The 15,882-nt window shown below is 70.0% G+C and carries 7 protein-coding genes, 1 pseudogene and 2 CRISPR repeat arrays; of the genes and pseudogenes, 1 reads left to right on the top strand and 7 read right to left on the bottom strand.

All coding sequences use genetic code 11. The annotated features are described in order from the left end of the window. Positions 1-37 precede the first annotated feature (37 nt). The 7 genes and pseudogenes from tssI to WMF19_RS01540 all read right to left on the bottom strand — a co-directional run bounded on the left by tssI (position 38) and on the right by WMF19_RS01540 (position 9,879). A complete protein-coding gene (tssI, locus tag WMF19_RS01570; RefSeq protein WP_437897451.1) occupies positions 38-2,695 on the bottom strand; it encodes a type VI secretion system tip protein TssI/VgrG in 2,658 nt (885 codons plus the stop codon). A 282-nt stretch (positions 2,696-2,977) separates the two neighbouring features. After that, positions 2,978-3,967 (bottom strand): SGNH/GDSL hydrolase family protein, encoded by a 990-nt coding sequence (locus WMF19_RS01565; protein ID WP_437897450.1) that lies wholly within the window; start codon positions 3,965-3,967, stop codon positions 2,978-2,980. 408 nt (positions 3,968-4,375) lie between these two features. Next, positions 4,376-4,669: a hypothetical protein gene (locus tag WMF19_RS01560; protein WP_437897449.1), complete on the bottom strand. Its 294-nt coding sequence runs from the start codon at positions 4,667-4,669 to the stop codon at positions 4,376-4,378. A 306-nt stretch (positions 4,670-4,975) separates the two neighbouring features. Then, positions 4,976-5,182: pseudogene (locus WMF19_RS01555) on the bottom strand (hypothetical protein); the annotation flags it as partial. A gap of 25 nt (positions 5,183-5,207) precedes the next feature. After that, positions 5,208-6,269, bottom strand: a complete 1,062-nt coding sequence (locus WMF19_RS01550; RefSeq protein ID WP_437897448.1) for a hypothetical protein — start codon at positions 6,267-6,269, stop codon at positions 5,208-5,210. After that, complete coding sequence (locus WMF19_RS01545; RefSeq protein ID WP_437897447.1) at positions 6,266-8,473, bottom strand: hypothetical protein; 2,208 nt, start codon at positions 8,471-8,473, stop codon at positions 6,266-6,268. The genes WMF19_RS01550 and WMF19_RS01545 overlap by 4 nt, the downstream gene beginning before the upstream one ends. Next, positions 8,470-9,879: a hypothetical protein gene (locus WMF19_RS01540; protein ID WP_437897446.1), complete on the bottom strand. Its 1,410-nt coding sequence runs from the start codon at positions 9,877-9,879 to the stop codon at positions 8,470-8,472. Before WMF19_RS01540 ends, WMF19_RS01545 begins: the two co-directional genes overlap by 4 nt. 494 nt (positions 9,880-10,373) lie before the next feature. Then, positions 10,374-11,800: direct repeats of the CRISPR family, unit length 36 nt; unit sequence GCTTCAATGGGGCCGCCGCCTTTCAGCGGCGGAGAG. Positions 11,801-11,906: 106 nt separating this feature from the next. After that, a CRISPR array of direct repeats spans positions 11,907-13,920; the repeat unit is 36 nt; unit sequence GCTTCAATGGGGCCGCCGCCTTTCAGCGGCGGAGAG. Positions 13,921-14,597: 677 nt separating this feature from the next. Here WMF19_RS01540 and WMF19_RS01535 point away from each other — a divergent pair. Beyond that, positions 14,598-15,398, top strand: coding sequence for a hypothetical protein (locus WMF19_RS01535; RefSeq protein WP_437897445.1), 801 nt, complete (start codon positions 14,598-14,600; stop codon positions 15,396-15,398). The last annotated feature ends 484 nt before the right edge of the window (positions 15,399-15,882 follow it).

Genomic DNA, 15,882 nt, shown 5'->3' with positions numbered 1-15,882 from the left:
GGAGCAGGCATCGTCTCTTCTCTCCCTTGGCGTCGCGTCAGCTCCCGTGCCGCTCGACGATCGACCCGGCGGTCGCCCCGTCGAGCTCCCCCGTCGGCTCCAGCGCGTGGTCGCTCTGGAACCTCCGCAGCGAGGCGCGCGTCTCGTCGTCGATCTCCCCCTTGCCCGCGCCCCGGTAATAACCGAGGTTCTTGAGCCGGATCTGCGCTCCGGCGATCGACGTCGGCGCCGGCAGGTCCTCGATCTGGATCGAGTAGCGCCGCACCTGCCCCGTGGGGAACTCGCCGAGCCACAGCGTGATCTCCGCCGTCCTCGCCGCCTCCGGCACGTCCGCCTCGATGGATCCGTCACGGCCCGTCTCGCCGTCGAGCTTCAGGCCCTCGCACACCATCTTGAACCGCTTGCCGGCGTAGGGCTCGAACCGCTCGTCGGTCAGCCGGAGGCTGAACCTCTTCGTCCCCGGCGGCGCCTCGCCGTCCTCCGGCGGCTCGGGCGCGCCCTCGTCGCAGTTGAGGAGCACCTGCTCGCCCTTCACGCTCGCCTTCTTGCCGAGCTCGATCGAGGCCTCCTCGCCGTAGATCTTGACGACCTTCGACACGATCTCCGCGTCGCTCGCGAGCCGCACCGCCGGGCCCGGGCCCGACAGCGACGCGCGCTCCGAGCCCACGATCTCGATCGACCTCGCCCGGATGACGACGCCCTTCGGCGTGACCTCGATCGAGCTCTGGCCCGACTCGAGCACGATCGAGTCCTCGGCGCGGACGCGGATCACGCTGCCCGAGGAGAGCAGGTACTTGCGCGACACCGAGACCTCGGCCTGACCGTCGTCGCGGCCCTCGCCCACGAGCAGCGTGTGCTCGGCGTCGACGCGGAGCACGTGCGGGCCGCCCACCACGGTCGTCGAGCCGCCGTGGAGCGTGGCCGTGTCCGTGCCGTGCACCTCGACGCTCCGGTTCTGGAGGATCTCCTCCGCGACGCTGCCGGTGGTGCGGCCGCGCGCGTCGCCGCCGCAGCTCCTCGACGCGCCGCCCTCGACGACCTCGACGAGCGCCCCCGTGACGTGATCGTCGCGGTCGCCCTCGACGCGGATGACCTGCTTCCCCGCGACGTTGAGGGTCTTGTCGCGGCCGACGGTCTCCGTGGCGTCGTTCTCGATCGAGGCGTCGAGATCGCGCTGGGCGCGGATCACCACCTGCTCGCCGCCGGCCCGATCCTCGAAGGCGATCTCGTTGTATCCGCCGCCGCCCGGCGTCGACTGCGTGCGGATGCCGCTCCGCGAGCGCGAGCGCGGCAGCGGGTGCGTCGGCGCGTGGAGGCCGTTGTGGAGCGCGCCCACGACGACGGGGCGGTCGAGATCGCCGCCGAGGAAGCCGACGAGGACCTCCATCCCCACGCGAGGCACGAACTGGAAGCCCCAGCCCGCGCCCGCCCACGGCGTCGCGACGCGGAGCCAGCACGAGCTCCTGTCGTCGCGCGCGCCGTCGAGGTCCCAGTGGAACTGCACCTTCACGCGGCCGAGCGCGTCGGTGTGGATCTCCTCGCCGGGCGGGCCGACGACGGTCGCGGTCTCGAGCGCCTGCCGCACCGACGCGCGGGGCGCGGGCGGCCTCACCGGCACGGCCTCGGGCGCGCAGCGGAAGCGCGCCTCGTAGCTCGGCCCGTCGCTGCCCGAGAGGTGCGCGTTGTGGCCCTCGTGCTCGACCCGGGTCAGCACGTAGCGCCCGTTGAGCGCGGCGACGTCGTGGCCCTCCAGCGAGAACCTGTGCCCCGGCGCGAGCCGCCGGCACCACGACGCGCCCTCGCCGAGATCCGCGCGCGCCCGGGCCTGCTCCAGCACGATCTGCGCCCGCTCGGCGCCGGCGTCGATCCTCTCGTCGTGATCGTGGTGATCGTACGTCGTGCGCGCCCGGATCGCCTCCCCTCGGGTCGCGCCGAGATCGAGCGCCGGCCGCGCGAAGTCGAAGCCCTTCACCCGCGCGCCGCGGGGCGCCTTGGCCTGCCTCCGCACGAACCGCGTCACGTGCCGCTCCTCGGGAGCGAGCGCGGCGGCGCCGGTCGCCTGGCGGTAGGCGAGCGTGGGATCGCCGGCGATCTGCGCATAGGCCCCGGGGGAATCGGCGAAGACGATCACCTCGGGCGCCGCCGGATCGCCGCCCTCGGGCGGCTCGAACCAGAAGAAGACGCCGTCCTCCGCGCAGAGCCTGGCGATGAAGGCGAGATCGCTCTCCTGGTGCTGGACGCAGTAGACGCGCGGGGGCCGGGGCGCGGCGAGGGAGAAGCGGTGGGGCAGCCCCGCCTCGGTGAGCACGGCGCCGAGGACGCCCGAGAGGGGTTGTTCCTGGAAGATCCGGCTCTGCCGCCCCTCGCCGAGGAGGGCGAGCCGCGGCTCGATGCGCACGCGGACGACGGCGCGCCCGTCGCCGTCGGCGCCCTCGACGCTCACCCGGGTGACGACGCCGGTCACCGCGCGCGCCTCGGTCGCCGAGGTGGGCACGCGAAGGGACGCGGGCCGCTCCATCAGCGCCGCGGCGAGGGTCGCCTCATCGATCGCCCAGGCGTCGAGCCGCGCGGTGACATCGAAGGAGAAGCAGCGAGAGAGCCTCTCGATCCCTCGAAAGCGCACGACCTCCAGATCGGGTGTCCCGGGCGCGTCGACGCGGAGCTGGAAGAGGGCGGAGGGCGAGGGCGCCTGCACAGGAGCGGATGGTCGGCGGCCGGCTGAGCGGCGTCAACGCCGGTGGAGCGTCGGCGCGCGCCCTCGATCGCCGCGGCGTGGAGATCTGGGCCTGGCAGGACGTTCACGGTTCGGCTTCGCTACGGTTCGAGAGTCGCAACACAGCCATGGCGCGCGTCGCCGTCGGCTCACTCGTGCCCCGTGGGCGCGAAATCAAGGCTGAGATTACCTACCCCCTGGTCGAGCCTGCACACGCCGCGCCGGGCGTCGGGCTCCGCGCGCCTCCCTTGAGCGACCGCGCCGTCAGAGCAGAGGCTGCAACGCCGCGTACCACTGCTCGCCCAGCAGCACGTAGCCCTGGAGGTTGGGGTGCCACTGATCTTCGAGCAACGTGGTCTTGTTCGGATTGAAGGGCGTGTACATGTCGACGGAGATGATGTGTCGGCCTGCGTCCGCGCGGGCCTTCACCACCGCCGGAATGGCGTCGTCGTAGGTCTTGATGCGCGCGCTGAGCGCGGTGTCGTCGCCCTTGCTCGCATCGCCGCGCGACGGGACGGGCGCGGCCACCACGATGAGAACACTGGGGAGCTGCTCGTAGATGCTGTCAATCAACGCGCCCAGACGTTTGGGGGCGTTGGGCATGTCGTAATTGTCGATTGCGTCGTTGGTTCCAATCATCAAGAGCACGATGTCGGGCTTGTATTGCGGCATGACGGTCGACACCAGCGTCGAGATGCCGCTCCTTCCGCCGGCGGGGGCGATCGTCCAGCCGCTGTGGCCCTCGTGGTTGTGCGGGAACGCCACGCCGCCAACGGTGTTCGGTCCGTTCGATCCCGAACCGACGAACGTGATGTTCTTGCCCGCCGCGTGCGCGAGCCGGAACAGCTCGACGCGATAGCCGCCCGGCGTGTCCCCGTTGTATCCGTCGGTGATAGAGTCGCCGAACGGCATGATCTTGCACGCCGTACCGTCGGTCGGGCAGGGCCGATAGGTCGAGCCCGCGCCGCCACCGGCGCCACCCTGCGCGCCCGAATCGCCGCCGCTGCCGCCGGCCGCCGCGCCGCCGCCATCCCCGCCACCGCCCGTTCCCGCGAGCGATCCACCGGTGCCGGCCGCAGAGGTCGTTCCGCCGGTGCCCGCAGCAGCGCCGTCCGTGCCGCCGCCGTCGCTCGTTCCGCCTGCGCCGCCGCCGGCGCCCGCTTCGCCCGCTCCGCCGGCGCCCGCTTCGCCCGCTCCGCCGGCGCCCGCGCCGCCGCCGCTGCAGCCGAGAGCGATGACGACGAGCCCGGCCATGACCGGCCAAGATGTGATCCGCTTCATGCCGGAGGATGGTAACGCCGAAGGCTACGGCGTTGTCAACTGAGCCTGGATTTCGCGCGTCCTGAGCCATTCAAAAAAGTGGCAAACTGACGCCGCAAAACGGAATGCATTGAAGAAAAGGCTCGGCGTGCGCAGCCGTTGCGTTTGTTATGACCCAACGCAAGCGCACGCCGAGCACCTCGAAGGTGCGACGGCGCATCCGCCGAAACAAGCCTAAACCGACCCCGCCTCGACGCGCCCGCGTCCGCCGTCCCGATCCGCGTGCGGTGCACCTCCGCGCGACGGAGACGACGCTCACCGGCGTGGCGGGGCTGGTCGGCTTCGGTGTCTTCCTCCGTGAGCTCGATGTCGACGCCGAGCTCCGGCGCACGTTCGGTCGACTCAAGCCGGACAGCCGTGCGCAGCAGAAAACGCCTCCGAGCTGCATTCGCGGCCTCGCGCACCGCGAAATCGTTGCTGAAGGTTGTCCTCCAGGTTCGCGGCGTACACTTCCGCCGTCTGTCCGTCCACGCCCGTCGCGCCGTCCTTGCGTGTGCGTCGGTACGCTTCGCGCAACCAGTCTAGGTCGATATGATGGGCGAGCGTCGTGAACGCCACTTCGGGCACTTCCCTCGCCAGCTTCGCTATCCGTTCGAGTTTCGTAGAGATGGCATCGGAGCTCAGCGTCCCCGTCATCTTTCTCTCCAACAGTTCCGTGTTCCGGTGCCGCTCTTTGCTCTGCGGGATCCCTTGGGTCGGTTCCCCCACTTCTTCGCTCGTACTGCGGCACTCCGACTCCCCGGCGCCCCCGCTCCGCTCTGCGTTCGCTCTGCTCGCCGGTTCCAGCTCTCGGTGGAGGCGTCGGGGCCTCCCAGGTTCCTGGGGGACCCTCCCATGCATGCCCCGCTCTTCGACCCCGCTGGGTCCCTTCGCGAGGTTTCAGCTTATCCTACATGACGTCCTCCTCGCCCAGGCTTCGCCTGGCGCACCGAAATCCACGTTCAGGAACGCGTTGGTCTCCGCGAGCGACACGCCCATCCGGTCACGCAGCGCGATCTCCAGCGCCGCGCTGTTGGCCCTCCACGCCCTCACGTTCGCCACGAAGTCCGCGCGAAAGATCACTACCCGGCCGCTCACGTCCGCTTCTTCCAGCGCCGCGAGCACCGCGTCCGCGTAGGCGGCATAGGGATCCCTCCCGTCGTCGAACGCCCTGGGAGAACGTGCACGACCTGCGTCAGGACATGAGGCCGAGCACGAAGAGCGCATCGGCCCAGAGCGGCCAGAGCGTGCGGTAGGGGTGGGTGGCCAGAACGACGCCGCCGCTCGGCAGGCGACGCACGTGGAAGGGGGCGTGCTCTTCGAGGAAGCGGACGTGGCCGCGTGTCGTGATGTCTGCTCGCCAGGCGGGCGGGCCCTCGCCCTCGGCGGCCTCGTCGATCTGGCGGAGCAGATCCATGATTTCCTGCGCCTGGGGCTCGGCAGCACGCCATGCGTCGTCAGGCACCGCGGCCGCCTCGAGCGCTTCGAGCAGCGTCGCCGGCGGCGTTGTGAGCGCCTTCAGCACGGTCTCGCGCGAGATCGAACGCGTGAGTTCGCTACCGCCTTTCATGGGCACGCGCGCGCCGCGCGGCGCGGCGTCGACCCGCGCGTGCAGCGCCTCCAGCGAAATGCCCGCGATGCGCGAGACGTTCTCCTTGTCGTGGATGCTCACCCAGGAGAGGGCGAGGTCGCGCGCGAGTTCCGCGGCGTTCGCATTGTAGGTCGCGCACATCTCGACCGGGGCGCGCCATTCCTGGTTGATCGTGCAGGCGCCGGTCGGCACACGCCCGCTCGCATCGGGTGCGCAGAGGCGAAGCAGCAGCTCCTCGATGTCACCCTGAACCATGTGGTAGGCGACCACGGCCTCGGCCTCCACGAAGCGCGGGCCATAGCTGCCCACGAGGATCTCAAAGGGGAAAAAATCCCACGTGCGTTCGCCCGCACTCAAGCGGAGCGGGCCCCAAGGATGGCGAAGCTCGCATTCGTCGGTGTAGCACTTGAGCTCGAATATCATGTCGCGTTCGGAATCGTTCAGCCTCATGCCGGAGAGGAGATGAGCGTTGTTCGTTCCTCCGAAGTGGACGCGGATCATCGCGAGCACTTCGTCCACGGAGCGCGTCTCGCACCCCTCCTCGGAGCTCATCATCAGGCTGATGAGAGCCCCCGGGCTGACGAGCGCCGACAGCGCCGCGGCGAACGCGTCGAGCCGTTCTGCGTCGTTACACCACGCATAGAACCAAGGTTCTGATTCGCTCATAGCCGGATCACCATGATGATTTTGTCGGAGTCTATCAGGGTCACTCTCTTGCGCGTGCTTAAGTTGAACAGGTAGCCGTCCCGAACGACGATGTTTTCATCGTCGAATTTCGCGCCCTGCTCCATGATGAGCTCGTACCGCGCCACGTCCCCATCCAGCCCCTTCTCCTTCAGCGCCTTCATCGCGTTCGTGAGTTGCTTGCGCACCTTGCTGACCGGGATCTTTCCGCCCTTCGCCTCGCTCACGATCAGTTGGTGCCCGCTGGATATCGACACGAAGTCGGGCGCCGCCCCCTCGCTGCCACCAGGGCTTGAGTGCTTTGGAATGCCGACCACCTCGCGCACGCCGTCATCGCCGACCCCGACGAGCGATCGACCGTCGTCCACCAGGAACTTGGCCGCCTTCTTCTCGAAGATGTCCACCTCGAACTTCGTGATCGCCCCAGTGAGCGTCTTGTACCCCCTGACGCGGTTCGTCTTCACGATCTTGGCGAAAGCCTCCTCGATCTCCGCGATCTCCCCGGCCACCCGGATCGCGGCCGGCCGCAGCCCGCTGCTGGTCTTGACCGCGCGCCACATCGGCCCGATCGCCGCGACCCCGAACCCCACCCCAGAGAAGATCCGCTCCTCGTCGCTGAGCTCTCGTCCCGACGGCAGGCAGAATGCCTTCCCGGTCACGGCCTCGCACAGGTCGAGCGTCGGCCCGACCACGGGCACGAACCCCACCCCGATGCGCGTCGTCGCGTGCACCAGCGTCTGCATCACCTCCGCGTACGCCTCGAACCCCTCAGCGACCGTCGACATCGCCCCTGCGAACGCGCTGATCGTCTGGTAGAGCTGCGTCTGCTCCAGGTCGAGCCCGCCCCCCGTCCACAGGTTGAGGTTGTCCTTCATCTGGTCCGCGAGCGCATCGAACCGTGGCTTCAGCACCGTGTCCACCTGCGCCCGCAGGTCGGCAGGCACGGGCGAGTCCTCGAACCAGTCCGACGCATCCATGAACTGCCGCACGAACCCGGTGATCCGGTTCTGCGCCTTCAGGAACGCGTTGGTCTCCGCGAGCGACACGCCCATCCGGTCGCGCAGCGCGATCTCCAGCGCCGCGCTGTTTGCCCGCCACGCCCTCACGTTCGCCACGAAGTCCGCGCGAAAGATCACCACCCGGCCGCTCACGTCCGCTTCCAGCGCCGCGAGCACCGCGTCCGCGTAGGCGGCATAGGGCTCCCTCCCGTCGTCGAACGCCCCCTCCACCTCCGCGATGTCCGGCACATCGACCCACGGCACCTCGCTCTCCCCGAGCGCGTACGCCTGCGGGTCGTCCGGGTCCCACCCCTCGGCGCGTGCGTCTTCCGTCGCCAGGTCCGCGACCTCGTCCGCCTGCGCGCCGAACTCGTCCATCAGCCGCGCGACCTCGTCCTCGAGATCACTGACGCTCTTCTTCAGGTCGTCGACGAGCTGCTCCATCGCCGCGCGCGTCTCCGGCGCGACCGCGTCCTCATACCGGTCCAGGATCGCCTCGAGGTCGGTCCGCGAGATCTCGTCCAGCGGCCGGCCGACAAGGTCCTTGAGCTCGGTGTCGAGCTGCTGGAGCAGGTCCATCTTCTCCGCGAGCAGGCCCACCGCCCGTGCGTTCGCCACGAGCGCCGCGCGCTCCTTGGCGACCTCGGCCAGCAGGATCTCGATGTCGCGGGCCAGCGCCGGGTTGATCTCCGTCAGGCTCAGGTCGACGCTCCTGTTGCCCTCGAAGCCGGCCCCATCACGGCGGATATCGAAAAGCGGCTTGTTCAGCCCGAGCGGCTCCGAGACGAGGTGCACCACCTCGTGCGAGTGGGTACACCAGTCGCCGCCGTTGACGGTGTGGACCCGGAAGTGGAAGTCGTTGCTGCCCGTGCGGAGCAGCACCGAGTCGAACTCCGCGTCGAAGATGTTGCTCTGGGAGCCATCGGCTTCGATCCGCAGCGCGTCCGGAACCGAGTACGTGGGCAGCGGCGTCTGGTTCACCTCGAAGAATGCCTCCCCCTCCCTCTCCAACTCGGCCTTCCCGCATGAGGTCGCGTCCTCGCGCTCGTTCCAGAGCAAGGTGTACGGCGTTCCCGCCCACCCCACCGACGGCGCCAGCACCGCCACCATCGTGACCAGCGCGACAACCTTTTGCAGCACAGCGGCGCGAGCGCCACGCGGCGCAACGTTCTTCTTCGACCGCCTCATGTCCCCTCCGACCCGCGCACCGCGGCGTCATACGCGATCGCGGCGCCCTTCACGTCCCCCGCGTCGAGCCTCGCCTCGACCGCGTCGAGCGCCGCCGCGGCCATCCCCTTCTCTCGCAGCTTCGCGAGCCCCGCCGCGATCTTCCGCGGCAGCCCCGTCTCGAGCTCGGCCTCCGCGGCGTCGAACCGCCCTCGGAGCTCGGCGCACCCGGCCTCCCGCCACGACGACCCCGCCGCTTCGCAGAGCGAGCGCATCTGCACCATCGCCGTTAGCTCCCCGCACCGCTCGGCCAAGAGCGGCAGCCCGAGCTCCTCGCTCACCGGCGGCGCCGCCGACAGCGCCGCGACCTGCGCGCGCGCACGCTCCCCGAACGCCTCCGACGCCTTCCGGATCCGCGCGCCCGCGACCGCCTCGCGCGCCCCCTCGTCCATCTCCAGCACACGGAGCGCCTGCCGGCGCAGCGCAATGCCGCCGAGCAGCGCCGCCGCGGTCGCGTCGCTCCGGGCGACGCGACCCTTCACGTAACCCAGCATCGCGTTCAGCGAGCGCAGCGCGCCCGACGTCATGTCCGGCAGCACCGCGCCGTGCGTCGCGAGCAGCTCCCTGTGCGGCGCCATCGCCTCATCGAAGGAGGCCGCGAAGACCTGGAGCGTCGCCGACCACCTCAGGATCTCCGCGGTGAGCTCGCCGGGCGAGCGGCTCGCCTCGCGCGCCGCCGCGAGCACCGCCTGCTCCACGCCGTCGAGGCCGTCGATGTCCGACCGCGACGCCTGCGCCGAGAGCTCCGCGTATGCCGCCGTCTCCGCCGCCTCGGTCGCGCGGTACGCGGCGAAGCGCGCCGCGACGCCCGCGTATTTCGATCGCAGCGGGGCGGCCTCGTCCCGGGCCTGGTCGAAGATCACCTGCACGGCCGCCATCGCCTGCCTGTCGGCCGCGAGCGTGGCGGCGAGCGGCTCCCTCTCGGCGCTGGCCTTCTCGATCATCGCCGCCGTGAAGTTGCCGGCCGCGTCGACCGGCGTCTCCGCGAGCAGCACCCTCTGGCGGTCCCTCGCCTCGTCGAGTAGCCGTGCGAGCTTGCCCGCGAGCGTCGCTCGCAGGGACTCGGCGTTCCTCGCGTCGTCGCGCACGTACGCGATCGCCTCGTCGATGTGGCCGAACCAGACGCCGAGCGAGGTTTCGCTCGCGACGATCTCCCCCGGCGTCTTGTTGTTCGGCCAGGTGGCCCACAGCTCGATGGGCAGAGCGCCGTCCTTCTCGGCCTGGGCCCACGCGGCGCCCGGCCCCTGATTTTCGCCCACGCAGTGCTCCTCGCCGCCCACCGCCGCCGCGCAGAAGCTCCCGAACGTGTCGTCCCCGAACTTCCACAAGCACCCGGCCCCTGCCGCGCCGAGCGCCAGGGCGGCCACAGCGACAGCAAGGATCGTCCTCCATCGCCCCGGTCTGGATCTTTCGCCCATGCTCATTGCCTCCACCCCGCGATTTTTCTCTCTCGCGCACGCTCGCCCGCACATTCTCCAGAAGCAAGCGCCCCCACCAAAGCGCTAGGACATTGCTCGGCCGTGGATCGCGCCCCGAGCGCCAGGTTGTCCGTCCTCAATGCGCGGACAGTCGCCGAACCGGAGAGGTGTGCTTGGGGGTGCGTGGCGCCACGGCCTGTGGACCGGCCGCGGGGTCGAGGCGGAGGCCGCTGAGCTCGTGACCCTCGGCGGCGAGCTCCGCGAGCGAGGTCTCGGCGTCGTGCTCCTGGGGCGCCGCGCGGCTGTCCACGTCGCCACCAGCAGGCCCGCGGGTGCCCTCGTGGAGCTCCGAGCGTGCCACCGTCGGCGCCCTGTCACACCAGGGTTCGCCTGAAGTGTCGTGATCCTATTCAGGGAAACGCTGCGTCTCGACCTGGATGCCGTCTTCAATGGGGCCGCCGCCTTTCTGCGGCGGAGAGGGCGCCGCGCGGCTCCCGAGCGACCAGCCCCGGGTGAGGCTTCAATGGGGCCGCCGCCTTTCTGCGGCGGAGAGCTGGTGAATGCGTCGAGCAAGCTCGCTTCGCGGCTGCTTCAATGGGGCCGCCGCCTTTCAGCGGCGGAGAGCGCCCCGCGGCCAGCCAGGCCTGCTCGACCTTCTCCACGCTTCAATGGGGCCGCCGCCTTTCAGCGGCGGAGAGTCGCGAACAACGCGCACCCGAACCAGTTCAACTACAAGCTTCAATGGGACCGCCGCCTTTCAGCGGCGGAGAGTCCTGCTGCACATGACCTCGTGCAACCCCAGGCCAGCTTCAATGGGGCCGCCGCCTTTCAGCGGCGGAGAGGCGCGCCGCGATGATGCTCAAGCCGGCGAGCTGCCAGCTTCAATGGGGCCGCCGCCTTTCAGCGGCGGAGAGCGCCCACCTCGCCGATCCACCCGGAGCCCGCCCTTCGCCACGCTTCAATGGGGCCGCCGCCTTTCAGCGGCGGAGAGGAGGAGGCGATGGGGCAACCGGCACGGCGGTCGCCGAGCTTCAATGGGGCCGCCGCCTTTCAACGGCGGAGAGCGCCCACTACACGACGGGGCGCAAGGTGCCGCTGCTGCTTCAATGGGGCCGCCGCCTTTCAGCGGCGGAGAGAGCTCGTACGCCTCGATGACGGCGCGCCGGGGGGTGGGGCTTCAATGGGGCCGCCGCCTTTCAGCGGCGGAGAGCCAGGGGGACCTGGGTGCGTACTACATGGTGGCCACGGAGCTTCAATGGGCCGCCGCCTTTCAGCGGCGGAGAGCGGGAGCAAGGAGCGCCCCAAGTACTACACGGCCAAGGTCGCTTCAATGGGGCCGCCGCCTTTCAGCGGCGGACAGGAGCAACAGCGCGACGACCGCGACGACCAGGGAGAAGCTTCAATGGGGCCGCCGCCTTTCAGCGGCGGAAACGCGACTCAGTCCCTCGCTCCAGATGTCTTCGCGGTGCTTCAATGGGGCCGCCACCTTTCAGCGGCGGAGAGAGACGCGCCTTGTAGGCGTCTATGATGGCAAGCGCTATGCTTCAATGGGGCCGCCGCCTTTCAGCGGCGGAGAGACCGGGCGCGCGCCTGAGCCGCTCACCTCGCAGCCGCTTCAATGGGGCCGCCGCCTTTCAGCGGCGGAGAGCTCGCGTGGGCCTGCACCGAGGGCGCGGTGGACTTGCTTCAATGGGACCGCCGCCTTTCAGCGGCGGAGAGGATCGTGGGGTGGCTGCATGAGATGACGGGGCGCCTCCTGCTTCAATGGGGCCGCCGCCTTTCAGCGGCGGAAAGTGCCGGCGCCGTCGCCCTGGGTGGCGCGCTGGCGCGGGTTGCTTCAATGGGTCCGCCGCCTTTCAGCGGCGGAAAGCTCGATTGGCCTCGGGTCCGGTGCCGCCCGAGCTGCTCGCTTCAATGGGGCCGCCTTTCAGCGGCGGAAAGTCCGGAGGTTGCCGCGGCTGCCGTGGCGACCGTTCGGCTTCAATGGGGCCGCCGCCTTTCAGCGGCGGAGAGAGCGTTTCGAACGCCGTCTAGCAAGAGCACCCCCGACGGCTTCAATGGGGCCGCCGCCTTTCAGCGGCGGAGAGTGGCATCGTTGTGGCGCTCTGGTGTTCATCAGCGAGGGCAGGCTTCAATGGGGCCGCCGCCCTTCAGCGGCGGAGAGCATCTGTGGTGATGGTCGTCATCGCACGCCTCCGGTGTGCTTCAATGGGGCCGCCGCCTTTCAGCGGCGGAGAGCCCAGTCACGCCAGAGGTGCCGCTCGTCCTGGGATTGCTTCAATGGGGCCGCCGCCTTTCAGCGGCGGAGAGCTCGGGGTCGGTGACGATCCGCACGTGGCACGTCGAGCTTCAATGGGGCCGCCGCCTTTCAGCGGCGGAGAGGGCGTCCAGCACCGCCGCGAGCGCGTAGAGGAAGCGGCTTCAATGGGGCCGCCGCCTTTCAGCGGCGGAGAGCTAGCGGTGGAACTACGATTGCTGCGGGCGCTTCTGGCTTCAATGGGGCCGCCGCCTTTCAGCGGCGGAGAGGGCTCATCGTCAGCGCCGCCCGCCGGGAGGAGGGGGAGCTTCAATGGGGCCGCCGCCTTTCAGCGGCGGAGAGGTCTGCTGCACGTTCGCCTCGTGCGCGTGCTTCAGGCTTCAATGGGGCCGCCGCCTTTCAGCGGCGGAGAGCGCAACTACCGCTGCGGCGCCGACATCGTGCAGGCCGCGCTTCAATGGGGCCGCCGCCTTTCAGCGGCGGAGAGCAGGTTTTTCCGCTTCTACCTATCTGTCACGCATCCGCTTCAATGGGGCCGCCGCCTTTCAGCGGCGGAGAGTGCTCTCCCTGCGCTTGTAATCTGCCAGCATCGAGCCGCTTCAATGGGGCCGCCGCCTTTCAGCGGCGGAGAGAAAGCTCATGTCCGCCGGCCGGTAGTAGCCGATCGCGCTTCAATGGGGCCGCCGCCTTTCAGCGGCGGAGAGGCTCCTAGCAGCGCGCTAGCTCATCTGCTAGCTCTCGGCTTCAATGGGGCCGCCGCCTTTCAGCGGCGGAGAGCCCGCAGGCGCCGGCGCACGGCGGCACGCACTAGGCCTCGCTTCAATGGGGCCGCCGCCTTTCAGCGGCGGAGAGAAACTGGAGCTCCGCGAGCCTCAGCCCGACCGCCGCCTGGCTTCAATGGGGCCGCCGCCTTTCAGCGGCGGAGAGGACTCGCTCAACTTCGACTTCGGGTGGGTGCAGCGGGCTTCAATGGGGCCGCCGCCTTTCAGCGGCGGAGAGATGGTGTCCCACGTCCCGCGGCAGCCCGGCCATGGGCTTCAATGGGGCCGCCGCCTTTCAGCGGCGGAGAGGAGTTCGCGCTTCAAGCGGTCATGTCCGGCACGGTGACGCTTCAATGGGGCCGCCGCCTTTCAGCGGCGGAGAGGGCGTACTCGACGAGGCTGTCCGGGCCCATGCCCCCCTGGCTTCAATGGGGCCGCCGCCTTTCAGCGGCGGAGAGATGTCGGCCGGCGCCTCGAGCCCCGAGACGCGCTCCTGGCTTCAATGGGGCCGCCGCCTTTCAGCGGCGGAGAGAAGCGATCGTAGGGCGGGAATCCGGTGCGCGCCTTGCTTCAATGGGGCCGCCGCCTTTCAGCGGCGGAGAGACAGCAGCGTCGTGCATGATGCGGGCCATCTCCCCGATGCTTCAATGGGGCCGCCGCCTTTCAGCGGCGGAGAGCGTGGGGCCGTCGATCTTGCTGCATGGCTCGTGGTCGTCGCTTCAATGGGGCCGCCGCCTTTCAGCGGCGGAGAGGCGCCTTCATCGGGACGATCGCGGGGATCGCCTTCTTGCTTCAATGGGGCCGCCGCCTTTCAGCGGCGGAGAGGACGCGTTGACCTCGACCTTCGGGATCGGCCCGGCGGTGCTTCAATGGGGCCGCCGCCTTTCAGCGGCGGAGAGCAGGGGACATCGGCGCTTACATGGCCTATTGGCCGCAGCTTCAATGGGGCCGCCGCCTTTCAGCGGCGGAGAGAGGCCTCCCAGGCCTACCTGGCATTTCGCGTACTTGCAAACGGGTTTGCGAGAGGTTCCCATCCCGCCCCCCGTTCCGGCTGCCGGAGACCGCTCCGCGAGCGCCCGGCCATCTTGAAATCCATCGTCTTTTCAAACACCTGGCGGCCTTGCGAGCGCCCCCCGGGCTTTTCGCGCCACGCCACCGCTCGCAGCCGGTGCTCCCGCCCTCTTCTACCACACCTCCTCCTCCCCTCGCCCAACCCTTCCGTCCTTCCGGCCGCCCTGCCGCCGCGTCCCCCGCCTTCGCGGTTCGCCGCCCCGCCTCCGGCGCCGCCGCCCCCGGCGCGCCGGGCTCATCCCCCGCCTTGCGCCACGTCATCCCCGCGTCCACCGGCTCGCCCCCCACATCGCCCGACTCATCCCCCAGCGCGCCGGCCTGGCCCCCCGCGGGGCGCTCACCTTCCGAGCTGGGGACGCCGCTCGCCGACCCAGGGCTCCCGCCCGCCGACCCGGGGCTCGCGCCCGCCGCTCCGGGGCTCGCCCGCGCCAAGCCGGGGCCCCCGTCCGCCACCCTCAGCGCCCGCCCGTCCGTGCCGGTGCTCCCGCCCGGCGAGCGCGCAGAGCACGTTACGGACGCACTCCATGCATCGACAGCCATCCATCTCCTGATTACCTCCGCACGCTGGGAGGTGAATCATGGCCAAGCTCACGATAGGTCAGAAGGCCGAACGAGTGCTCCTGTTGCTCATGGGGCTCCGCAAGAACAAGGTCGCCGCGGCGCTCGTCGCCCACGGCTTCTCCGATGACGATCTCGCCGAGGGATGGCGCCTGCTCCAGCGCGTCACCCGCACCCGCCTCGGCTTCGTCGCCACCGCCGCCGCCGCCGACACCGGTTTGATCAACGAGCTCGATGCCTGGGAAAACAAGTGGTTCCCCATCGCGTCTGCCACCCTCAAGCGCCACACCCCACAGGCGTACGCCTTCGTCTTCCGCAACCTCGCCCAGACCGAGGGCGCCGCCGTCCTCGTCTCCGTCGGCACCTTCGTCGAGCGCTGGGAGAGACTCGCCAGGTCCAAGGAAAAGGGCGGCCCCGACGCCCAGGGCGACGATGCCCGCAAGATGCTCACCAAGCGCGGCCTGACCAAGGCCGTCGTCGACGAGGCAAAAGAGCTCCTCGCCCGCGCAGGAAAGCTGGAGCCCACCGCCGAGGTCCCGCCCGCCTCCGCCGCCGACGAGGACTTCGACACGGCCGAGCAGCAGCTCTGGGACTGGTACCTGGAGTGGAGCACCATCGTCCAGACCGCCATCAAGGACCGCAGGGTCCTCCGCGAGCTCGGCTTCCGCCGCGCCAGCTCCTCCAAGGCCGCTCCGGCCAGCGAGGCCGCCGACGAGGAGACTGACGACGACAGCGACAGCGACGCCGCCGAGCCAGAGGCCGAGCCTGGCGCGTTCCTCACCGGCGCCCCCGTCGCGAAGGCCAAGCGCAAGGGGCGCTGAGCACCGCGGGCGCGTCGCGCTCGCGTCCTCTCCCCTGCCACGCCCCCTAGCCTTCATCACACGCGTGCGCCGCTTCAGTTCGGCGCGGCGCCCCGATGGCAAGCAACCTCCGCGGGAGCGGCGTCGCCCGGATCAGCGGCTCGCGCTGCTCGTCCGTCACTCGCTCAGGAAATTCTGGCCAGCTCATCGGAACGCCCGGCAAGCGCAACCGTGTACCTCCGCGCGACTCCTCACCGGTAACGCCGCGCTGCGAACAGCGCTGTCCACGGGAAGGCCTGAATCCCGTCGATAGATCGCGCACGTCTCGCTTGCCTCTCCCCTGCCGACGCTCCCATGCCGCCCCCAGCTCGACTCCGGCTACGGCGGCCTGGGGCAGCCTGAGCTTCGACAAAGCAAGAAGAGCTCGGCTGCGCCCGTCACGGCGTCAGGCAAATTCTTATGGATTACGCAAATCTGCATAGTAGGGCATCGCCCCCTTCCCATT

This window comes from Sorangium sp. So ce124 (genome assembly GCF_051525235.1).
GTDB lineage: Bacteria > Myxococcota_A > Polyangia > Polyangiales > Polyangiaceae > Sorangium > Sorangium atrum.
The sequence above is the reverse complement of the archived record's forward strand: the minus strand, read 5'-3'. Positions and strand labels throughout refer to the sequence as shown.